The sequence below is a fragment of the Rhodococcus sp. IEGM 1406 genome, from assembly GCF_030056745.1.
Taxonomy (GTDB): Bacteria; Actinomycetota; Actinomycetes; order Mycobacteriales; family Mycobacteriaceae; genus Rhodococcus_F; species Rhodococcus_F erythropolis.
Genome location: NZ_JASHKO010000007.1, coordinates 208,779 through 229,738 on the forward strand (window position 1 = coordinate 208,779; position 20,960 = coordinate 229,738).

General features: G+C 61.2%; 19 protein-coding genes. 9 read left to right on the top strand and 10 right to left on the bottom strand.

The annotated features are described in order from the left end of the window. Positions 1 to 83: 83 nt before the first annotated feature. From gyrB to dnaA, 9 genes are all read right to left on the bottom strand, one after another. On the bottom strand, positions 84 to 2,120 hold the full coding sequence (gene gyrB, locus QM596_RS27655; protein ID WP_003942515.1) for a DNA topoisomerase (ATP-hydrolyzing) subunit B: 2,037 nt from the start codon (positions 2,118 to 2,120) through the stop codon (positions 84 to 86). 197 nt (positions 2,121 to 2,317) lie between these two features. Continuing rightward, complete coding sequence (locus QM596_RS27660; RefSeq protein WP_003942581.1) at positions 2,318 to 3,241, bottom strand: alpha/beta fold hydrolase; 924 nt, start codon at positions 3,239 to 3,241, stop codon at positions 2,318 to 2,320. 28 nt (positions 3,242 to 3,269) lie between these two features. After that, positions 3,270 to 4,391 carry a PDR/VanB family oxidoreductase gene (locus QM596_RS27665; protein WP_024487650.1) on the bottom strand — a complete coding sequence of 374 codons (1,122 nt, stop codon included), beginning with the start codon at positions 4,389 to 4,391 and terminating at the stop codon, positions 3,270 to 3,272. Further along, a complete protein-coding gene (locus QM596_RS27670; RefSeq protein WP_007729174.1) occupies positions 4,391 to 5,302 on the bottom strand; it encodes a metal-dependent hydrolase in 912 nt (303 codons plus the stop codon). The genes QM596_RS27665 and QM596_RS27670 overlap by 1 nt, the downstream gene beginning before the upstream one ends. Positions 5,303 to 5,426: 124 nt before the next feature. Beyond that, the gene (locus tag QM596_RS27675; protein ID WP_003942471.1) at positions 5,427 to 5,972 is read right to left on the bottom strand and encodes a DUF721 family protein; all 546 of its coding nucleotides are present in this window, start codon (positions 5,970 to 5,972) and stop codon (positions 5,427 to 5,429) included. After that, the gene (recF, locus tag QM596_RS27680; RefSeq protein ID WP_020905610.1) at positions 5,965 to 7,194 is read right to left on the bottom strand and encodes a DNA replication/repair protein RecF; all 1,230 of its coding nucleotides are present in this window, start codon (positions 7,192 to 7,194) and stop codon (positions 5,965 to 5,967) included. The genes QM596_RS27675 and recF overlap by 8 nt, the downstream gene beginning before the upstream one ends. Then, the gene (gnd, locus tag QM596_RS27685) at positions 7,195 to 8,103 is read right to left on the bottom strand and encodes a phosphogluconate dehydrogenase (NAD(+)-dependent, decarboxylating) (RefSeq protein ID WP_019746211.1); all 909 of its coding nucleotides are present in this window, start codon (positions 8,101 to 8,103) and stop codon (positions 7,195 to 7,197) included. A 44-nt stretch (positions 8,104 to 8,147) separates the two neighbouring features. After that, positions 8,148 to 9,332: a DNA polymerase III subunit beta gene (dnaN, locus tag QM596_RS27690; RefSeq protein WP_007729165.1), complete on the bottom strand. Its 1,185-nt coding sequence runs from the start codon at positions 9,330 to 9,332 to the stop codon at positions 8,148 to 8,150. A gap of 586 nt (positions 9,333 to 9,918) precedes the next feature. Continuing rightward, a complete protein-coding gene (gene dnaA, locus QM596_RS27695; RefSeq protein WP_003942491.1) occupies positions 9,919 to 11,481 on the bottom strand; it encodes a chromosomal replication initiator protein DnaA in 1,563 nt (520 codons plus the stop codon). Between the two features lie 780 nt (positions 11,482 to 12,261). On the opposite strand from dnaA, the gene rpmH reads away from it, so the two are divergent. The 6 genes from rpmH to QM596_RS27725 all read left to right on the top strand — a co-directional run bounded on the left by rpmH (position 12,262) and on the right by QM596_RS27725 (position 15,994). Beyond that, positions 12,262 to 12,405: a 50S ribosomal protein L34 gene (gene rpmH, locus QM596_RS27700; RefSeq protein WP_003942540.1), complete on the top strand. Its 144-nt coding sequence runs from the start codon at positions 12,262 to 12,264 to the stop codon at positions 12,403 to 12,405. Between the two features lie 26 nt (positions 12,406 to 12,431). Beyond that, a complete protein-coding gene (gene rnpA, locus QM596_RS27705) occupies positions 12,432 to 12,812 on the top strand; it encodes a ribonuclease P protein component (protein ID WP_019746209.1) in 381 nt (126 codons plus the stop codon). Continuing rightward, complete coding sequence (yidD, locus tag QM596_RS27710; RefSeq protein WP_007729147.1) at positions 12,809 to 13,189, top strand: membrane protein insertion efficiency factor YidD; 381 nt, start codon at positions 12,809 to 12,811, stop codon at positions 13,187 to 13,189. Before rnpA ends, yidD begins: the two co-directional genes overlap by 4 nt. Positions 13,190 to 13,193: 4 nt before the next feature. Further along, a complete protein-coding gene (gene yidC / locus QM596_RS27715; protein WP_019746208.1) occupies positions 13,194 to 14,300 on the top strand; it encodes a membrane protein insertase YidC in 1,107 nt (368 codons plus the stop codon). A gap of 20 nt (positions 14,301 to 14,320) precedes the next feature. Further along, the gene (locus tag QM596_RS27720; protein ID WP_003942504.1) at positions 14,321 to 14,884 is read left to right on the top strand and encodes a Jag family protein; all 564 of its coding nucleotides are present in this window, start codon (positions 14,321 to 14,323) and stop codon (positions 14,882 to 14,884) included. A 177-nt stretch (positions 14,885 to 15,061) separates the two neighbouring features. Beyond that, complete coding sequence (locus tag QM596_RS27725; RefSeq protein WP_283310399.1) at positions 15,062 to 15,994, top strand: GNAT family N-acetyltransferase; 933 nt, start codon at positions 15,062 to 15,064, stop codon at positions 15,992 to 15,994. A 622-nt stretch (positions 15,995 to 16,616) separates the two neighbouring features. On the opposite strand, the gene QM596_RS27730 is transcribed toward QM596_RS27725, so the two are convergent. Then, positions 16,617 to 17,426 (bottom strand): MerR family transcriptional regulator, encoded by an 810-nt coding sequence (locus QM596_RS27730; protein WP_283310401.1) that lies wholly within the window; start codon positions 17,424 to 17,426, stop codon positions 16,617 to 16,619. A 496-nt stretch (positions 17,427 to 17,922) separates the two neighbouring features. On the opposite strand from QM596_RS27730, the gene rsmG reads away from it, so the two are divergent. The 3 genes from rsmG to QM596_RS27745 all read left to right on the top strand — a co-directional run bounded on the left by rsmG (position 17,923) and on the right by QM596_RS27745 (position 20,731). After that, positions 17,923 to 18,603, top strand: coding sequence for a 16S rRNA (guanine(527)-N(7))-methyltransferase RsmG (gene rsmG, locus QM596_RS27735; protein ID WP_283310403.1), 681 nt, complete (start codon positions 17,923 to 17,925; stop codon positions 18,601 to 18,603). An 81-nt stretch (positions 18,604 to 18,684) separates the two neighbouring features. Then, a complete protein-coding gene (locus QM596_RS27740) occupies positions 18,685 to 19,689 on the top strand; it encodes a ParA family protein (RefSeq protein WP_020909862.1) in 1,005 nt (334 codons plus the stop codon). Position 19,690: 1 nt separating this feature from the next. Then, positions 19,691 to 20,731, top strand: a complete 1,041-nt coding sequence (locus tag QM596_RS27745; protein WP_264613690.1) for a ParB/RepB/Spo0J family partition protein — start codon at positions 19,691 to 19,693, stop codon at positions 20,729 to 20,731. Positions 20,732 to 20,960: the final 229 nt, after the last annotated feature.

Here is a 20,960-nt window from a genome sequence, read left to right on the forward strand (position 1 = left end):
CTCACTTTCTTAAAAGAGGGGGCAAGCCCCTGTGCGCGGAAAAGGAGTCCGGGGACTCCGAAACCGCTCACAGGGCCGCAGGCCTACACGTCGAGGAAACGAACGTCCCGGGCATTGCGGGTGATGAAGCTGCGTCGTGCTTCGACGTCTTCGCCCATCAGCACGCTGAACAGCTCGTCGGCAGCAGCCGCGTCGTCGAGCGTGACGAGACGCAGAACGCGCACCGTCGGGTCCATCGTGGTTTCCCACAGCTCCTTGGCGTTCATCTCGCCGAGGCCTTTGTAGCGCTGGATGCCGTCGTCCTTGTTGATCTTCTTGCCGGACTCGAGGCCGGCCTTGACCATCGCGTCGCGCTCGCGGTCGGAGTACGCGAATTCCGGCTGCGCACCCTTCTGCCACTTGAGCTTGTACAGCGGCGGCTGCGCGAGGTAGACCTTGCCGTGCTCGACGAGCGGCCGCATGAAGCGGAACAGCAGCGTGAGCAGCAGCGTTGCGATGTGCTGACCGTCGACGTCGGCGTCGGCCATGAGCACGATCTTGTGATAGCGCAACTTGGCGATGTCGAACTCGTCGTGGATGCCCGTGCCGAACGCGGTGATGATCGACTGGACTTCGGTGTTCTTGAGGACGCGATCGATACGCGCCTTCTCCACGTTGATGATCTTTCCGCGAAGCGGGAGGATCGCCTGGTACATCGAGTCTCGGCCGGACTTGGCCGAGCCGCCTGCGGAGTCGCCCTCCACGATGTAGATCTCGGACTTCTCCGGATCGTTGGAGCGGCAATCGGCGAGCTTGCCTGGCAGGCCACCGAGGTCGGTCGCACTCTTACGACGGACCAGCTCACGCGCCTTACGTGCGGCAACGCGGGCCTGCGCCGACGAAACAGCCTTGTTCACAATGGTTTTCGCGTCGGCGGGGTTCGCCTCGAACCAGTGCGCGAGGTGCTCGTTGCACGCCTTCTGTACGAACGACTTGACCTCGGTGTTGCCGAGCTTGGTCTTGGTCTGACCCTCGAACTGGGGTTCACCGACCTTCACCGAGATGATGGCCGCGAGTCCTTCACGGATGTCGTCACCGGTGAGCTTGGGATCCTTGTCCTTGAGCAGCTTCTTTTCGAGCGCGTACTTGTTGACCGTTGCGGTCAGTGCGGCGCGGAAGCCCTCTTCGTGGGTACCACCCTCGTGGGTGTTGATCGTGTTGGCGAAGGTGTGCACGGACTCCGAGTAGCCGGAGTTCCACTGCATTGCGACCTCGAGCTCGTGGCCGGTGCCCTTGGCGGTGAATCCCACGACCGAGTTGTGGATCGGGGTCTTGCTCTTGTTGATGTGCCGGACGTAGTCCTCGAGTCCACCGGGGTAGTGGTAGATACGGGTCTTGGACTTACGCGGCGCTGCCTGGGCAGCTTCTTCGGCTTCTTCGGCAGCAGACTTGGGAGCCTCGGCCACCTCGGCGGCTTCGTCGTCGATGACCTCGGCGCGCTCGTCGGTCAGCGTGATGGTCAGGCCCTTGTTGAGGAAGGCCATTTCCTGTAGACGACGCGCAACGGTCTCGAAGTTGTAGCGGGTGGTCTCGAAGATCTCGGGATCAGCCCAGAAACTGACGGTGGTGCCGGTCTCCTTCGTCGGGTCGCCCTGTACGAGCTCTCCCGGCTTGGAATCGGTGTACGTCTGCTGCCACCGGTAGCCGTCGACCTTGATGTCGACGTCGAGCCGAGTGGAGAGCGCGTTGACCACCGAGATACCGACGCCGTGCAGACCACCTGAGACGGCGTAGGAGTCGGAGTCGAACTTGCCGCCGGCGTGCAGCTGGGTCAGCACGACCTCGACGGTGGGTACTCCGGAGGCGTGCATGCCGACCGGGATGCCACGGCCGTCGTCGATGACGCGGATTCCGCCGTCTTCGAGGAGGGTGACCTCGACCTTGGTGGCGTGTCCGGCCATCGCCTCGTCGACCGAGTTGTCGACGACCTCCCAAATGAGGTGGTGCAAGCCGCGTTCACCGGTGGAACCGATGTACATGCCTGGACGCTTACGTACCGCCTCGAGTCCTTCGAGGACGGTGATGGACGACGCGTTGTAGTCCTTGCTGGAAGTGCTTGTATCTGACTTCTGGGCAGCCACGGGTGGGTAGCTCTCCTTCTCCGTCAATACTCGAGCGCAGCCGTCAGCAAGCCCTTGCGGGTGTCGTCGGAGCGGGTTCGAGAATGTTGCCGCTAGTTACCGTTGACCATCTTACTGGTAAGCACCGACTAGAAGCGGCCAATGACACCCCTGGCTGCGCCGCAGACGAATTTTTACGATCCCCTGAAGGTGAAACGCTAGGAACTTTGCTTCTCCGAGCGACGCTCTCTCAGGCTCGCGATAAATGCCCGCGCATGTTCGGCAACCTCGCCCGGATGTGAAAACGGCGACCAGTGTCCCGCGGCAATTTCACGTCGCTGCAGGTCGGAGACCCATTTTTCGGTGTCTTCGTATCCCACCGGACGAACGGCTTTGTCGTACTTGTTCAGAATGAGCTGAACAGGCACGTCCGTGTACCGATCCCGCGGCTTGCCGAGAGACGGCCGGATGTTCGCGCGATAAAGCTTGAGTCCGTTCACCATGTCGTCGGCGATGGTGGGCGCGGTGTTGACCACACGAGGGTCCAGACCGTCGAAGAAGCCCAGAAATGCCGGCCAGTGCTTGGAGAACCACAGACGCAACGGGAGGGTGCACAGCCCGGGAATCTGGAACAGAACGGTGTAGGCCGACGCAATTCCCTGCGCCGCCGGGCCGAGGAAACGACGCTTGGACACGCTCGCCCGGATCCACTTGCCGAGATGATCGAGATTGGGGCCCGAGATGGACGAGAACGACGCGATCTTCTCTTCGGCACCCGGCTCGCAGACCGCTTCCCACGTTTCCACGGATCCCCAGTCATGTGCCAGGACGTGCACCGGCTTGCCCGGGCTGACCGCGTCGATGACGGCAAAAAGATCGCCGGCCAGTGCGCTCAGTTGGTAGTCCTGCACCCTCGAGGGGATCGTGCTCTCACCGGCCCCGCGGCTGTCGTAGCTGACGACGCGGAAGTCGTCTGCCAGCAAAGGCACGATGCGGTTCCACAATTCATGGGTGTCGGGCCAACCATGCACCAGGACGATGGTCTCGCCGTCTGCCTTGCCCTGCTCGAACACTGCCAGGCTGACGGAACCGTTGGTCACGCGACGCGCGGTCACGGCATGGACAGGAGAGTGCTTCGACATTGTCGAACCCTTCGGAGTCGGGAAATATCTAGAGATCGAGAACGAGACGTCCACCGTCGGAACGGGATACGCAGATGAGCATCTCCGTTTCCTGTTCGGTGTCGGTCAGACGCCTTTCGCGGTGATCGGGCTTGCCCGCGAGTACCTTCACACGACAGGTTCCGCAGAAACCCTGCTGACACGAGTACCCGACACCGGGCAATGTCTTCTTGATGACGTCGAGCGCGGACTCGTCGGCGGGCACGGTGAGCACCTGACCCGAATTGACAAGCTGCACTTCGAATTCCTTGCCGTCGATCACCGGCGGAGCCCCGAACCGCTCGAAATGCAAAGCGGTGGAGGGTGTATCGCGGAATCCGCGGCGGACGGCGTCGAGCATCGGCGTCGGGCCGCAGCAGTACACGGCGCCGCCGACTGGTGCTCGCCCGAGAAGGTCTGCGGTGGTGGGCAATCCGAACTCGTCGTCCGGACGCACGAAGACACGCTCGGGTTCCCAGCTCGCGATCTCGTCGAGGAACGGCATGGATTCACGAGAGCGGCCCGAGTACACGAAGTACCAGTCCATTCCCAATTCTCTTGCCGCACGGACCATTGCGATGATCGGCGTGATACCGATGCCGCCGGCAACAAACAGTGCACTGCCTTCACCCACGAAGGGAAATCCGTTGCGAGGGCCGCGTACCGTGACGTGCTCACCCGGCTGGAGAGCGTGCATCTCGATGGAACCGCCACCGCCGTCGGGGATCCGACGAACCGCGACGCTGTATCCCGTGCGATCGGCCGGGTCGCCGCACAGCGAATACTGACGCCGCAGACCCGAAGGTAGATGGAAGTCCAGGTGCGAACCCGGATGCCACGGCGGAATCGGTGAACCGTCGGCGGATTCGAAGCGCAGGCGAACGACGTTCTCGTCGGTCGCCACCACCTCACGCGTACTGACCACCATGTTCATGGCCGTGTCGGGGTTGTGGCCAGCGATCTCGGGGTTGTAGTCGTAGGCCGTCAACACCCGAAGGTACTTGTCCGCCAATAACTCCGTGATGCGCATGGCACGGTCGGGACGGTTCTTTCCGGACAAATCGGGTGGCGCCGGAAAACGCGGCAACCCGTCGTGCCCGGAGATGACGTCCTTGACCCTCGAGAGTGAAATCACCGTGCAGCCGCCTGAGCTGCGGGTGACGACGCCAGGTACTGCACCGCCTGGGCGGTCGAGCCCTCGTTACTGGGGTGATAGGACTTGCTGAAGTACGTCGACATCCGCTTGACCAGCTCGAACGACGTGGGAACTGTGCCACGCTTTCCGGCCGCGATGAAATCGGACAGGTGGGGTCGTCGACGGCTGGGAGCCTGAGCGGCAAGCTCGGGATCGTTGCGCATCAAGAACCGGGTACCGCGAATCCACAGCCACACGATTGCGGGCGTGACGAGGATCTGGGTACGGATCCGGCGGGTCTCACGCTTGTCGAAGTAGCGCATCACGTCGTACGCGACGGCGCGGTGTTCGACTTCTTCGGCGCCGTGCCAGCGAAGAAGATCAAGCATGGTCGGGTGCATGCCGGCTTTGTCGAGCCCCTTGGCGTTGAGCACCCAGTCGCCGAGGAAAGCAGTGATGTGTTCGATGGCCGCGATGATCGCCAAGCGCTCCACCAGGTGATTCTCGGCGCGCAGACCTGTCATCGGGCGCGGTCCGAGCAGTTTCGAGAATGCCCACTCCATCTGCTGGGTGTACGGCGTCGGATCCAGGCCGTTTTCCTTCAGATGGACGAGGACACCCGAGTGCGCGTTGGAGTGCATCGCCTCTTGGCCGATGAATCCGACGACGTCTTCACGGAGTTTCTCGTCCTCGATCAGAGGAAGAGCTTCTTTGAAAGTCTCGACAAACCACTCCTCACCGGCGGGGAGGAGAAGGTGAAGCACGTTGAGAACGTGTGTGCTGAACGGATCGCCCGGAATCCAGTGCATGGGCAGATCGGACCAGTCGAACTCGACATTGCGAGCCTGCAACAGGATGTGATCCGGCTCGGCGAACGACGAAGCGGGTGTCGATATCTTCTGCGACATCTAGCTACTCCTTCATGCCTGCCGATCGGTAGGGAACGACAGCCTTGTGACACAGTTCACTCACTAGCGAGTTTTAACTGTAACACGAAGTAATAGGTAGAACCAGGTCCTGGTTGAGTTTTCCTCAGCCGTACGTATCGCGAGGTCCGCGGCCTTTCACATGCCTTTCACCCTTGCGCCAGCTAGGCGCACTCGGACCGGTGATGCGCAGTGTCTTCACTACGCCGTCACCGACGGCAGCAGCGATCTTGGCCAGAATCTGGGACTGCATCATGCGCAACTGGGTAGCCCAAGCCGTCGACTCGGCGGAGATGCTGAGAACACCTTCTTTCAGAGAGATCGGCTCGGCGTGCGCGGAGATGTCTTCTCCGACGACCTGCGGCCACCGACCGAGGACCGTGCCCTCGGACACCTTGGGGGACCACCCACGCGACTTGGAGATAGCGCTGGTGAGAGCACCGAACGGCTGAGGGTCCCGCGCATCCGGGCCGGGGCCGGACCAACCGCTGCGTCGACGCGGGCGGCCACTTCCGTATTTGGGCGACGAGCGCCCCTGCCCGACGGCCTTGCCGTTGGCTTTGGCTGTCGCGCGTGCCTCCTCGAGGGCACGGCGCGCCAGATCGATCCCCTTGAGCTCGGGCTCCGGGGCCGCGCTGCTGTCTTCAGTCATCGAACTCGACCTCCTGATCCGTCGAGCCTACGGGCACTATCCGGGATATCCGACCGTCTCCGGTATCGGAGGCTTCGACGCCGAACTTGGCCGCCTCGAGTTCGTCCGGTACGTCCTCGGGAACGGCGGCCGTGATCAGCACCTGTTCTGCGGTTGCCGCAACGGTGGCGAGCGCACGACGCCGACGACGGTCCAATTCCGCGAACACGTCGTCGAGCATCAGGACCGGGTCGCTGCCGTCCGCGCGCAACAGGGCAAAACCTGCCAGTCTCAGCGAAAGCGCGAACGACCACGATTCACCATGACTGGCAAAGCCTTTCGCCGGACTGTCGCCGAGAACCAGCTCCAGGTCGTCCCGATGCGGACCGACCAGACACACTCCGCGATCGATTTCCTTCGACCTCATCTGTGCCAACTCGAGATGGAATCTCTCCTCGAGGTATGCAACGTCGTCGATGCCGGAAATCCTTGCAGGATCAGTGAATTCGGGATCCAACGACGAACCCAGGCTGCTCTTGTATCGAATCGACGCCGGCCGGGATTCGGGTGCGATGGAACGATATGACTCCGCCAGGTGGGGCGCCAGATCATGGACCAACTCGAGGCGCCCGGCCAACAATTGTGCGCCGTGAGCGGCCAGATGCCCGTCCCACACCTCGAGGGTTGAGAGGACGTTGTCGGACTCGCCACCACGAGAACCGCGACGCAAAGCCGCACCAGCAGTTTTGAGTAGGGCTGAGCGCTGACGCAGCACTTTGTCGTAATCCGCACGGACAGCAGCCATTCGGGGTATCCGCGACGTCAACAACTCGTCGAGATAGCGTCGACGATCGCCAGGATCTCCGCGAACCAACGACAGGTCTTCCGGCGCGAACATCACCGACTGCAGAATTCCCAGTACTTCCCGCGGACGACGCGTCGGCGACTGATTTATCCTGGCGCGGTTGGACTTTCCCTCGATAAGTTCGACGTCGATGGTCAGTTCGCGCCCATTGTTGACCACAGTTGCACCCGCAAAAGCACTGGCGGAACCGCTGCGGATCATCGGTGCATCCGTGGACACTCGATGAGAGGACAGCGTGGACAGATACCCCAGTGACTCGAGGACGTTGGTTTTACCGTGCCCGTTCGAACCGAGGAAGACAGTTGTTCCCGGCGTGAGGTCCAGCGTCAGCGAATCCCAGGATCGGAAGTCCCGCAGCGAAAATCTACGAACGAACACTTAGCTTCCAGAAGCCGAATTCTTGGGCGAAGCGCTCTTGACCGCGTGACCACCGAACTGATTACGCAAGGCCGACACCGCCTTCATGGCCGGTGAATCATCCTGTCGTGAAGCAAATCTCGCGAACAGAGCAGCGGAGATGACGGGAGCGGGGACAGCGTGCTTGATGGCTTCCTCTACCGTCCAACGGCCCTCACCGGAATCCTCGGTATAGCCCGTGATCTGCGCAAGCTCCGGATCCTCCTCGAGGGCGTCGACAAGCAGATCGAGCAACCACGAGCGTACGACGGTTCCCTTCGACCAGGCTCGAAGCACACCGGGAACGTCCGCGATCAGGCTTTCCGCCTCGAGGAGCTCGTACCCCTCGGCATACGCCTGCATCAGGCCGTATTCGATGCCGTTGTGCACCATCTTCGCGTAATGACCAGCACCGACGGGGCCGGCGTGGACAAAGCCGTCTGCAGCGTCGCCGTCGGGGCGAAGGGCGTCGAAGATCGGCATTGCCTTTGCCACGTCGGGCTCGGATCCGCCCACCATCAGGCCGTAGCCGTTCTCACGGCCCCAGATGCCACCGGAGACACCGCAGTCGAGGAAACCGATCCCACGGGCGCCCAGAAGCTCGGCATGGACAGCGTCGTCGGTGTAACGGGAGTTCCCGCCGTCGATGACCAGATCGCCGCCCTCGAGGGCATCAGCCAGTTCAGCAATGGTGCTCTGGGTGATTTCACCGGCCGGAACCATGACCCAGACGACTCGAGGTCCCTCGAGGGATGCAGCGAGTTCGGCAAGTGACCCGACATCGGTGACTTCCGGTCGAGGGTCGTATCCGATCACCTCGAGGCCATGCGCGCGTAAGCGCTCACGCATGTTGAAACCCATCTTGCCGAGACCTACGAGTCCGATCTTCATACTGTTCTCCCTGGTCAGGCGCGAACTGAAGTGCGGGGTACCACTCAGCCCGGGAGGCGAACCGGCATCAGCAGGTACGTGTACTCGCTCGAGGGCGCAGCGAAGTTACCGGACTCGTCTGCCGTGGGCTCTTCCTCGGCCGCGGGGCGAAGAACAGCCGGACGGCTGGGAGTGGTGAAGCCGAACAGAACGTTTTCGCTGTGAAGCGAGTTCAACCCGTCGATCAGGTAACCGGGGTTGAACGCAATGGTGAGTGCTTCGCCCTGGAACGACGCGTTGAGTGTCTCTTCTGCGCGGCCGGCGTCGTCGCCACCCGCAGAGAGGAGCAGACCGTCAGCGGAGAACTGCATGCGAACCTGTGCGCCACGCTCGGCGACGAGTGCTACACGCTTGATGGCCTCGATGAGAGGCGTGACCTCGACCGTTGCCATCGCGGTGTGCTGAGCAGGCAGCAACTGACGGAACTTCGGGAACTCGGCGTCGAGGAGGCGCGTCGTGGTGCGGCGTCCGTCGTTGACGATGCCGAGGAGTCCGTCGTTTCCGATGGTCGTACCGGAACCGAGAGCCAACTCGACCGGCGAATTTGCATTGCCGGCAAGCGTTTTCGCGGACTCGGACAGAGTCTTGGCCGGGATGAGAACAGCAGCCTGGACGTCAGGGTTTGCCGGAGTCCACTCGAGTTCACGAACAGCGAGACGGAAGCGGTCGGTAGCGGCGAGGACGATCGAATTCTGTTCGATCTCGACACGGATACCCGTGAGCATCGGAAGGGTGTCGTCCTTGCCGGCTGCAACGGCTACCTGGCTGATGGCTTCGGAGAACAGGTCGACGGGAATGGACCCGGACTGCTGCGGAAGTGTCGGAAGCTGGGGGTAGTCCTCGACCGGCATCGTGGGCAGGGAGAACTTGGCGCTTCCGCACGAGATGAGCACGCGAGTGCCCTCGAGGGTCACATCGACCGGCTTGTTGGGAAGCGATTTGGTGATATCGGCAAGGAGGCGTCCGGAGACGAGTGCCTGACCTGCAGTGGTGACATCTGCCGAGACGCGGACCTGCGCAGATACCTCGTAGTCGAACCCGGAAACGGTGAGGCCGGCTTCGGTTGCGTCGAGAAGAACTCCGCCGAGAACCGGCACAGGCGGCCTCGAGGGCAGGCTACGAGCAACCCACGCTACTGAATCAGCGAACTCTTCCCGGGAAACGCGAAACTTCAGGCTTCCAAGCTCCATCGCCGGGTTATTCCTCTCGGTAGGCATGTTCGTCTGCTGCGGATCTGCATCAGCTCACTTGAAGTCTGACACAGACCAAGCGATGCCCACCGTATGCCCTCGAGGGCGCAAGTGGAAAGCCGAAGCCGGGACGAGCGCAGCCTGAGGCGAGGTTCTCAACAGGAGTTGTCCCCAGAACTATTTTCAAAGAGCTTTTCCTAGGAAATTCTCAGTAGTAGTAATAAGTCCTGTGCAATCTGTGGAGCAACGGTTGTCGACGCTGGTAGGTCCCCTCGAGGGCCTGTGCACTTCTCGAGGACAGACTCGAGGACCAATCGACCCCCTCTGTGCACTCTCTGAAAGTTTTCGGATTCCTCCTCGAGAACTCCACAGACTTTCGGAGTTATCAACACAGTTATCCACAGATGTGAATACTTTTCACAAGAAACGAAGAGTTTGTTCTCATCGGCGTGTCCGACTCCGGCGTGTCGTCCCTCGAGGTGGACAACCGCCCTCGAGGGGACCGCACGTGGAACCCCTTCGAATACACCGATGCCGCTCGAGGGAAACCTCTGCCTCGAGCGGCATCGATCGAAATAAGTGCAGGTCAGCGCTTGGAGCGCTGCTTGATCCTTGCGGTCAACTCCTGAACCTGGTCGTACACCTTGCGGCGTTCCGTCATTTCCTTACGGATCTTCTTGTCGGCGTACATGACCGTCGTGTGGTCGCGGCCGAACGTCTGACCGATCTTCGGCAATGACAAATCAGTGAGCTCACGGCACAGATACATCGAGATCTGGCGGGCCTGAGCGAGTGGCCGGGCCTTACCCGGCCCACACAGGTCGTCGATCGACATGTTGAAGTATTCGGCCGTCACCGCCATGATCGTCGCCGCGTTGATCTCGAGGCTCGACGAATCGGGCATCAGATCGCGCAGGACCACCTCGGCCAACGTCAGATCCAACGGCTGGCGGTTGAGCGAGGCAAAAGCGGTGACGCGGATCAACGCGCCCTCGAGTTCACGAATGTTGCGCTCGATACGGCTGGCGATCAGCTCGAGGACGTCGTGCGGGACCTCGAGGCGATCCATCCTCGCCTTCTTGCTCAGAATCGCGATACGCGTCTCGAGCTCAGGCGGCTGAACGTCGGTGATCAGACCCCATTCGAAGCGCGTCCGCAGACGCTCCTCGAGGGTTGCCAACTGCTTGGGCGGACGGTCCGAGGAGACGACGATCTGCTTGTTCGCGTTGTGCAAGGTGTTGAAGGTATGGAAGAACTCCTCCTGGATACCTTCCTTGCCTTCGATGAACTGGATGTCGTCCACCAGCAGGACGTCCGTTTCCCGGTATCGACGTTTGAACGCGACCTTGCGGTCGTCACGAAGACTGTTGATGAAGTCGTTGGTGAATTCTTCGGTCGAGACGTACTTGACCCGCATGCCGGGGAACAGTCGCTGTGCGTAGTGGCCGGCGGCGTGAAGAAGGTGCGTCTTGCCCAGGCCCGAAGCTCCCCAGATGAACAAGGGGTTGTACGCACGCGCCGGCGCCTCCGCGATCGCGACGGCAGCGGCATGAGCGAATCGGTTGGACGATCCGATCACAAAAGTGTCGAAGGTGTACTTCGCGTTGAGACTGTTCGCGCCGGACCCAGAAGCAGAAGGAGTAGCGGGCGGCTTCGTGAAGTACGACGGCCACGATTCGTGAACGCTCGCGAGTGCTTCGCGGTCGTCGTCGACTTCTTCGGTCTCGGCAGTCTCGGAGTCCGAAGGTTCGCCGTCACCTTCGGTGAATCTGCGCCGACGGTATGCGCCCGATGAGTTGACCGACTCGAACTGACGGCTGCCCGTGCGCTCCTCGACCGGTTCGGCGGGTGCGTCGGCATCGTCTTCGAGTGCGATGCGGACACCGAGTCCCTCGACCTGGCCGCCGAGGTGGCGTCCGAGTGCCTGCAGGATCGGCTCGCGTAGATCGCGCTCGATCGTCTCTTGAGCAAATGGCGATGGAACCGAGAGGAGTGCAAAACCCTGAGCAAGTGTGAGAGGCCTCACCAGACGGACAAATGCCTTCTGCTTGCTGCTCAAAGCCGGAAGATTACTTCCGGGGTCATCACTCGTGAGTTCTGCAACCACGTCGACCCAGACCCGTGCGAGCGCGTTGGGATCGTCGTTCACGTGGTTCCTTCCCGTGTTTCGCCGACAGTGGGTGTGCTGCAGCTGCCGAGCGTATGGCTGCGGCGTCGAATGATTCGGTGGATTACCACCCGGGGTGAGAACCCCGTAACAGGCTACGAATATGCCACCTGGGCTGTGTTTCCACACAATTATCCACAGATGTGGACAAACCTGCACTGAGTCGGTTTTTTCGTCAACCAAATTCGTCAAAGTGATCGAGAAATTGATCTACCTGCAACTTTGTCGGAACTCGAGGCGTTCGCCACTTGGTGTCGGGGATGCGTCAACACTCACAGCCCTGTGGATGAATGTGGAAACTCGGGATTCGGGGTCGCGTCCGGCGCTCGTGCCCGTATGTGCTGATGAGGCCTTGTCGGGAGCATGCGCCGGTGGAACTGTCCGGGTTGCCTTCAGGTCACCTGCAGTCCGTAGCGGAACTGTTGCCAAGGTCACACTTGCCGCCTCGCTCGAGGTCACGGCCGTATGCACACCGCGAATGGAATCTGCGGAATGATGGAAGTATCGGCGTGTCGTCGCGGTTGCCGCGAGAGGGCTCCGAATCGGGCTGGTTTGACCTTGGCAACGGTGGTAAGTAACCTCGAACGGTCACCCGCTGGTGGTGATCGCTTCGTGCTGGCTACATATGTCAGGTCGGATCGGTCTTCCAAGCCACAACGAGTGAAGTTGATTGTTCTGTACCTGTTGGATCCAAAGGCGCCGTAAGGCGTCGATCACTGAATGACGCCGGGAGGCGTCAATGAACTTCGAGGAGTGTTGACCGTGGCCAAGGGCAAGCGGACGTTCCAGCCGAATAATCGCCGCCGCGCGCGTGTTCACGGCTTCCGTCTTCGTATGCGTACCCGTGCGGGTCGTGCAATCGTTTCGGCGCGTCGCCGTAAGGGCCGCGATTCCCTCACCGCCTGATCTGATTTCGAGTTCAGGAGCTCGGGGTGTTGCCTGAGCCGTCTCGGTTGCGTCGCCACGCGGATTTCTCCGTGGCGGTGCGACGCGGGCGTCGTATGGGAAGACGCGACCTTGTCGTGCACGCGTTCGATCGCGAGCAAGTAGAGGCGCTGGTAGTAACAAATCACGGTCCCCGTTTCGGGCTGATCGTGAGCAAGGCTGTCGGGCCGGCGGTGATTCGACATCGAGTCGCACGCCGGCTTCGTCATATCTGTGCAGATTTCGTCGGGCAGGTTTCGCCGGAGACGGACGTGGTTATCCGCGCACTTCCGGGCGCAGCTACCGCCAGTTCAGCCGAACTGGCCAAGCAGTTGCGTGGGGGCCTGACCAAAATGAACCTATTGGTGTCGGTAAGTGAAGAGCCATGAGTACTCCGCTCTCTGAGCAGATCGAGACTCCCAGAGCCTCCCGTGTCATCACGGTGTTGAAGGCTGTGCGTCGCGCTCCCGCCACTGTTCTCATCTTCTGTATCGAGTTGTACCGGACGTATGTGTCGCCCTTGAGGATGCCGACCTGCCGGTTCACCCCCACCTGCAGTGAATACGCGGTCGAAGCGCTGCGCACTCACGGGGCGATCAAAGGCCTTTTCTTGACTGTGGTGCGGTTGGCGAAGTGTGCCCCCTGGCATTCTGGAGGGTGGGACCCTGTCCCTGCCCGTCGTGACCGTGATGCGGGTAGCCGCCATAGCTGTCCGGAAGCACGCGCAGCGTGTCACAGTCCGACGGACGAACAGAGGAGTACTTAGAGCCGTGCTCAATTTCATTTACTATCCGGTATCCGCGATTCTGTGGGTCTGGCACAAGGTCTTCGGGTTCATTCTCGGCCCGGACAACGGAATAGCCTGGGCGCTCTCCGTGGTGTTCCTGGTGTTCACCTTGCGTGCGGTTCTGTACAAGCCGTTCGTGAAGCAGGTCCGCACGACCCGCCAGATGCAGGAACTGCAGCCGCAGATCAAGGCATTGCAGAAGAAGTATTCGGGCGACCGTCAGCGCCAGGCCGTCGAGATGCAGAAGCTCCAGAAGGAGCACGGATTCAACCCGATCATGGGCTGTCTCCCGGTCTTGGCTCAGGCTCCGGTGTTCATCGGTCTGTTCCACGTCCTGCGCTCGTTCAACCGCACCGGCACCGGCATGGGCCAGCTGGGCATGAGCGCCGAGGACAACCTCAACACCCCGAACTACGTCTTCTCGGCCACTGACGTCCAGTCGTTCCTGGATGCTCGTCTGTTCGGCGCGCCCATCTCGGCCGCGATCACGACGCCGGTGGCGCAGCTTCAGGCTTATGTCACCGAGAACGTTCCCGAGCTTCCGTCACGCTTGAACATCATTCTCGTGGCCGCTCCGCTGATGATCATCGCCAGCATCGCGACCCACTTCAACTCACGCGCTTCGGTTGCCCGTCAGAGCGAAGCAGCTGCCGCGAACCCGCAGTCCGCGATCATGAACAAGCTCGCGCTGTACGTCTTCCCGCTCGGTGTTCTGGTCGGTGGACCGTTCCTTCCGATCGCGATCCTCCTGTACTGGGTGTCGAACAACATCTGGACCTACGGTCAGCAGCACCTCGTCTTCCGCAAGATCGATGCCGAAGAAGAAGCGAAGAAGCAGGAAGCGATCACTCGCCGCAACGACAATGCGCCCAAGCCCGGTGCCCGTCCCGATCCCGGTAAGAAGAAGGGATCCCCGGCTGCGCTGAAGACCGCGGATTCAGCCGACGACGACGGTGACGCCCCGGAAGTTTCGCTCAAGAAGCCACAGCCGAAGCCCTCGGGTTCCAGTGGTGGTTCTACCTCGAAACCGAAACAGAACCGGCCACAGAGCAACCGCGGCAACTCCCCCAAGCGCAATAAACGGCGCTGATCCAGGAAAGAGAACGACCAATGTCCAGTGAAGCTGACATCGTTGTGGATGGAGAGAACGCAGACGTGAGCACCGAGACCACTGCGCCGGTTACCGATGTGGATGTAGACATCGACGATTCCGATGACGATTTGATCGAAGAGGGCGAGATCGCCGGCGACTACCTCGAGCAGTTGCTCGACGTGCTCGATTTCGACGGAGACATCGACCTTGACGTCGAGGGCGATCGGGCGATCGTCAGCATCGACGGCGGCGACGACCTGACCAAGCTTGTGGGACGTAAGGGTGAGGTTCTGGATGCTCTCCAGGAGCTGACTCGTCTGGCTGTTCAACAGTCGACCGGCGAGCGCAGCCGCTTGATGCTCGACATCGCCGGCTGGCGGGCGGGCCGCCGCGAGGCACTCAGTGCTCTCGGTGCGGAAGCTGCACAGCGTGTTCTCGAGACCGGCGAACGCGAAGAGCTTGCTCCGATGACGCCGTTCGAACGCAAGATCGTGCACGACGCTGTCGCCAAGGTCGCCGGTGTTTCCAGCGAGAGCGAAGGCGCTGAGCCGTCTCGTCGAGTGGTTGTCCTCAAGGACTGACACTCCCCCCTGATCGAATGCGGGCCCCGGATTTTCCGGGGCCCGCTTTTGTGTCCGAGAGGTGTTTCACGTGAAACCGAATCCGGCGGCACGGTGAAGGTCCGGTGCCTATCGTTGTCGACATGTCCTATCTCTATTTCGGAACCTGTCGTCAATGAAGCGTCGTGAAGGGAAGCAATGGTGCTGATACGACCCGCGACGCGGGCCGAGTTGGAAGAGCCCGTGGGGTTCGCGATGAACGATCCGGTCGGGTTCGTCGACGCTGGCTCGCTCCGGGAAGAGGTGGCGGCCGGACGGCTTCGTCCGGAATGGAGTTGGTTCGCCGTTGACGGCTCCAGGATCGTCGCGCGTGCGCTGTGGTGGGGGCGTGAGGACAGCGAGCGTCCGCTCGCCCTTGATTTCCTACACGTGCTGGCAGACGTGCCGGATCGTGCTGCGCTTGCCGCCGAACTCATGTCGCGGGCGCACACCGAGTTCCACGCGAAACCTGAGTATGTGCTGGTCGTGCCGACCACCGGGCAGGACGCGGATTCCGCCGTCGCAGACGCCGTGTCCTGGCGTCGCGAGGCGGCCCAGGCGGCCGGACTGACCGAGATCATCGAGCGGCTGCGTTTCGAGTGGACGCCTGCGGCTGGTGTGCCCGCCCCTTCCGAGCGTCTGATGTTCCGTCCCGCCTCCGATGATGAGTTCCTCGCGGTGTTCCAGCGGGTAGCTGTCGGCAGCCTGGACGTCGCCACACAACGAGGCATTGCGGCCACGGACATTGTCAGCCAGGCCCGGGACGATCTCGAGTTCTACCGGTCGTGCCCCGGCGAACGATCGTGGTGGCGGCTGGCGGAGGCCATGGACGGGACGCTGGTCGGCTTCGCGATCCCGTCCGCGACGCCCTACCACCGCAACGTCGGATACCTCGGAGTAGTGCCCGAGCTGCGCGGGTGCCGCTACGTGGACGATATCCTCTGCGAGATCACCCGCGTTCACGCAGCCGATGGCGCCAATCGCATCACCGCGACCACGGACGTACCCAACACGCCCATGGCCGCCGCGTTCAAGCGGGCGAACTACCAGGTGACCGAGGTGAGGATGGTGTTCGAGGCCCCGGCGGGCTGAGCCGGGCGTCAACCGGAGGCTCGTTGCCGTCGCCGAATCGCGCCGGCGTGGGCCTTTCTGTCCAGCTTGTCCGACGGTGTATGGGTGACGCGGAGACCGCTGAGTACCAGGGATAGGGGTGGCCAGGTTCCAACTCGGCCCACATACCCTGCTGCAACGGTGTCGTACGAATATGGGTAGAGACCGAGACTTCGATCCCGAACATCTCTCGGAGGCGGGCGGCGATCTTGAGTGCTTTGAGCGGGATGCTCGTGTGCGGCCTGAGTTGTTGGCCCGTGGTCTTCGAACCGCAGCAGAGAATGGAAGTCCAGTCTTTCCCGCCCGGGCGGTGAGGAGTATTGGCTCTGCTGGTTGTTGCCGCTGGGAGTAGTCGCCGTCGTATTCATTCCACTTGCACTGGCATGGGGATCCGGGAGAGCAGTCATGCTCAGCTTCATCATTGCCTTATTGGCTGTCGGCGGCGCACTGTGCACGTTCGGATATTCGATCGACAACACGGCGTACTACATGTGAGCCCCTCCCCTCCCCCAGCCGGAATAGTCAGCCCTTCGTTTCACGTGAAACAGGATCGATGATTGTTGCCCCGAGCTCTCGATCTCCATCCCAGATTGGTAGTGGACGCCTATTGGATGGCGATCACGAGTTCAATGGCTTCTGGTGTGCCGTCGTCAGCGAGTACTCCAACCTGGCGGATGCTGCCGTGAACTAACTCCAGTCCGTCATCGTTTGCTTGCTCGATCATCGCGATCTGTGCGGCTTCTGCGCCTAGATCGCCGAGATCGGAATCGTCGTCGGATGTTTCGAGTGTCACAAACAGTTCGTCGCGCCCTGGGAGTGTGCCAGATTCGACGATCGTTCCGGAGATGCCAACTGGCTCGGCGGGGATCTGGGTAGTCGGCCAGCAGAACAGAACTTCGACGACCTCAGCTTCTGCAGTTTGGCGCAGTGTTGTCCACCAGGGACCGGAGATCGTGTGGCCGGCTTCTGTCAGGGCCATTCGCAGGGTCGCCAGGGGCGACTCAACCTGCTCGAGTTCGAGGTTACGGATTTCGTGTTGCAGTCCAACCCAGTGTTGAGCCGGCATGGAACGACGGCGCACGGTGTAGTCGAGTTCAAGTGAGTCGATCAACGCGGACCCTTGCGCCGCGTCAGCATCTTGTCGTGCGCGTTCGTCAGCGACATGTGCTCGGTGCCGTTCGATGAAGGAATTTATGTAGTGCGGGTTGCTCAATGCTTCTGCGACGGTGTCGAGCGCGAGGCCGATGTTGCGGAGTGCCCGGATCGTCGCTGCCTCTCGCAGTTGTCTGGGTGAGTAGGTGCGGTAACCGTTCGCGGTCACTCGTGCGGGTTTGAGTAGATCGATGGCGTCGTAGTGGTGGAGTGCTTTCACTGTGAGTCCAGAGGCGAGGGCGAACTCTCCGATGCGCATCATGTGGTGCCAAGCTCCTTGGATTGATTTCGGTTTCTGGTGCCAAGTCTCCGGTCTCCCGCAACAGGAGAGTCAAGTCGAAGGTTGGGTAGCTCGTGGCAATCGGCGGCGAGACACCGAAACTGTCCGAAGCCGGCCCTTTTCCGAAACTCGCTTTTCGTCGACAATTACCCCTTTTTGGCCATGAATTCCATCCATGTAACTACCCATGGCAGTTTCGTCACTGTGATGATATTGAAAACCGACCTACTATCTGCATGTGACCTTCGGGCTATGTTTCACGTGAAACGGGTCAGAATTGGAAGATTTAACAGCGCAATGTTTCACGTGGAACGTGAATCCCTCCCTCCCCCACTTGAATTTTGGGCCGAATACTTCCCAAAGAATGAACGAGTCGGCAGACTCACAGCGAGTCGGTGTGCAGAAGCGAACACATGTCGGCTCCAGAGCGGATAATGATTTCGGTCTTGATTGTTGATTTCGCGGTTTACGCGGGAGGATGTTTCACGTGGAACAGAATGGTGCGGCGTCGGTTGACCGGGACGAACAAGAGACTGCGCGCGCAGTGTTCGGTGACAGATATGAAATCGCGGAACGGTACTACCAATCCCTTGCAACGGATGGTGTCGAGCGCGGGCTCATTGGTCCCCGTGAGGTTCCCCGACTGTGGGAGCGTCACCTTCTCAATTGCGCAGTGATCGGTGAACTGATCGCCGAAGGTGAGTCGGTTGTGGACGTAGGAAGCGGTGCCGGCCTACCCGGAATCCCTCTCGCGATCGCCCGCCCGGACTTGAAGGTGACTCTCGTCGAACCGTTGCTTCGACGCTCTGTGTACCTCGCGGAGTTCATCGAGTCCAACGGATTGGACGTATTGGTTGTCCGAGGGCGAGCCGAGGAATCGGGTGTTGTGAAGGAAGCGGGCGGTGCGGACGTGGTCACTTCGCGGGCCGTGGCGCCTCTGGAGAAGCTCGCACGTTGGTCCCTCCCACTCATTCACGAGCACGGCCGGATGTTGGCACTCAAAGGTTCGAGCGCCGCCGAGGAGATCGAGCGGGACCGTACGGCGCTCACCAAATTGGGCGCAGGTAAGTTGGAAATACTCGAATGTGGAGCCAAGATTCTCCGCACCCCCACCGTGGTGGTGAAGGCCGAACGTCTCCCGAAGCGTCGCCAGCGTTGATGATTTACACGCATGCAATCGAGAGCAATGTACAGATGATGAGAGCACCTAGTGATCGATTCCCAATCGAAGGAGCAGTCAATGTCGGGTCGATCTGAATCCGCCGTTTCACGTGAAACACCGAAGCAGCACACGGGCGCGGGTGCGGATCAGATCGTCAACGACGACGACGACAATTTCACCGCCCCCTACGCGGCGATCTCCTCGGAGGAGACTCCCATCGGGGCGGCCGCGCATCGAGCGAGCCAGGTGCTTCACCCCCATTCGGTGACGCTGCCGAAGCCGGCGTTCCGCCGCGTGATCACCATCGCGAACCAGAAGGGCGGCGTCGGTAAGACAACGACCACGGTGAACCTTGCGTCGGCGCTCGCTCTTCAAGGGCTCACTGTCCTCGTGGTCGATTTGGACCCTCAGGGCAACGCCAGCACGGCTCTGGGCGTCGTCCATACCTCGGGCACCCCCTCCAGTTACGAGTTGCTCATAGGCGAAGTGAAGGCTCCGGAGGCGATCCAGACCAGCCCGCACAGTGAGCGCCTTCTCTGCATCCCGGCAACGATCGATTTGGCGGGCGCCGAGATCGAATTGGTCTCCATGGTTGCCCGCGAGAATCGACTCAAAGGCGCGCTCAACGACAAGGTGCTCGCAGAGCTCGACGTCGACTTCGTCCTCATCGACTGCCCGCCCTCGCTGGGGCTGCTGACCGTCAACGCGATGGTCGCTGCCAAGGAAGTCCTGATCCCGATCCAGTGCGAGTACTACGCCCTCGAGGGGGTCGGTCAGTTGCTCCGCAACATCGAACTCGTCCAGGCTCATCTGAATCCGGATCTGCATGTCTCCACCGTCCTTCTGACGATGTACGACGGGCGCACCAAGCTGGCCGACCAGGTCGCCGAAGAAGTACGCAAGCACTTCGGCGAGGCCGTACTGCGCGCTGTGATTCCCCGCAGTGTGAAGGTTTCCGAGGCTCCCGGATACGGAATGACAGTTCTCGATTACGACCCCGGTTCACGCGGCGCCATGAGTTACCTCGACGCCGGACGCGAACTTGCCGCCCGCTCTGCCACCACGACGACCCAGGAGCAGTGAGATGAGTCAAGCACGCAAAGGTGGATTGGGCCGCGGCTTGGCTGCTCTCATCCCCACTGGGCCGGCCACGGCACCGGGTCTGGGTTCGGCTGCAGCGGACGTCGTAATCGGCGTCGACAAGCGCAACCCCTCCCCTCCCCCACCGACGAAGGCGGCTCCGAAAACACCGAAAGCCGCTAAGGCGACGGCGGCGAAGGCTCCGGTGGAAGCTGAGCCGGAGACCGAACTCGAGCCGACCGGCGCGGTCTATCTCGAGATCGAACCGAGCCTGATCGAGACGAACCCGAAGCAGCCTCGCAGCGTTTTCGACGAGGAAGCGCTCGCGGAGTTGGTTCACTCGATCCGTGAATTCGGTTTGATGCAGCCGATCGTGGTCCGTCGTCACGGTGACAAGTACCAACTTGTCATGGGTGAGCGTCGCTGGCGCGCGAGCCAGGAAGCCGGGCTGGAGAAGATTCCGGCGATCATTCGTGAAACCGATGACGACTCGATGTTGCGCGACGCGCTCCTCGAGAACATCCATCGAGTGCAGTTGAACCCCCTCGAGGAGGCAGCGGCGTATCAGCAGTTGCTCGAGGAGTTCGAAGTAACCCACGAAGAATTGGCCAATCGGATCGGACGTTCGCGTCCCGTCGTGACCAACATGATTCGTCTGCTGAAGCTGCCGGTGGCGGTTCAGCGCCGCGTTGCGGCTGGAGTACTTTCGGCCGGCCATGCTCGCGCACTGCTGTCCCTCGAGGCGGGTGCCGACGCTCAGGAAGTCATGGCGGCACGCATCGTCGCCGAAGGAATGTCGGTTCGCGCGACGGAGGAAGCCGTCACTCTTGCCAACCGGGCGGACAACGAGATCGCTCCCCAGCAGAAGCGTAAGCCCATCGTGATGCCGGGTCTGCAGGATGTGGCCGAGCGGTTGTCGGACTCGTTCGACACCCGGGTGACTGTCAGTCTGGGCAAGCGGAAGGGAAAGATTGTGGTCGAATTCGGCTCGGTCGACGACCTACAACGCATCGTCGGAATGATGGAAGCGCAGAAATCGACGTAGTGAACTCGGATGCCCGTTTGGTGACGTAATGACGATGAGCGGGCACACCACCTATTTTCGTCACTGTGACGAATTTAGGTGGTCCGAGCTTCTCGAAATCTTGAACCGGGACGAAAGATGTTGAACAGCAATACATTAGAGCGATCAACTCTCGCGCCACTGCCGACTCGGTACAGCTGGCCTATCCTGGAGAAGAAAAAAGCGGCGGGCGAACATCAAAACCGCTTCG

Bases quoted from the DNA above. Each gene is read 5' to 3' on its own strand.
- QM596_RS27660 (WP_003942581.1), bottom strand. From the start codon at position 3,241: ATGTCGAAGCACTCTCCTGTCCATGCCGTGACCGCGCGTCGCGTGACC.
- QM596_RS27670 (WP_007729174.1), bottom strand. From the start codon at position 5,302: ATGTCGCAGAAGATATCGACACCCGCTTCGTCGTTCGCCGAGCCGGAT.
- QM596_RS27675 (WP_003942471.1), bottom strand. From the start codon at position 5,972: ATGACTGAAGACAGCAGCGCGGCCCCGGAGCCCGAGCTCAAGGGGATC.
- gnd (WP_019746211.1), bottom strand. From the start codon at position 8,103: ATGAAGATCGGACTCGTAGGTCTCGGCAAGATGGGTTTCAACATGCGT.
- dnaN (WP_007729165.1), bottom strand. From the start codon at position 9,332: ATGGAGCTTGGAAGCCTGAAGTTTCGCGTTTCCCGGGAAGAGTTCGCT.
- yidD (WP_007729147.1), top strand. From the start codon at position 12,809: ATGAGTACTCCGCTCTCTGAGCAGATCGAGACTCCCAGAGCCTCCCGT.
- QM596_RS27720 (WP_003942504.1), top strand. From the start codon at position 14,321: ATGTCCAGTGAAGCTGACATCGTTGTGGATGGAGAGAACGCAGACGTG.
- QM596_RS27725 (WP_283310399.1), top strand. From the start codon at position 15,062: ATGGTGCTGATACGACCCGCGACGCGGGCCGAGTTGGAAGAGCCCGTG.
- QM596_RS27730 (WP_283310401.1), bottom strand. From the start codon at position 17,426: ATGATGCGCATCGGAGAGTTCGCCCTCGCCTCTGGACTCACAGTGAAA.
- rsmG (WP_283310403.1), top strand. From the start codon at position 17,923: ATGTTTCACGTGGAACAGAATGGTGCGGCGTCGGTTGACCGGGACGAA.
- QM596_RS27740 (WP_020909862.1), top strand. From the start codon at position 18,685: ATGTCGGGTCGATCTGAATCCGCCGTTTCACGTGAAACACCGAAGCAG.
- QM596_RS27745 (WP_264613690.1), top strand. From the start codon at position 19,691: ATGAGTCAAGCACGCAAAGGTGGATTGGGCCGCGGCTTGGCTGCTCTC.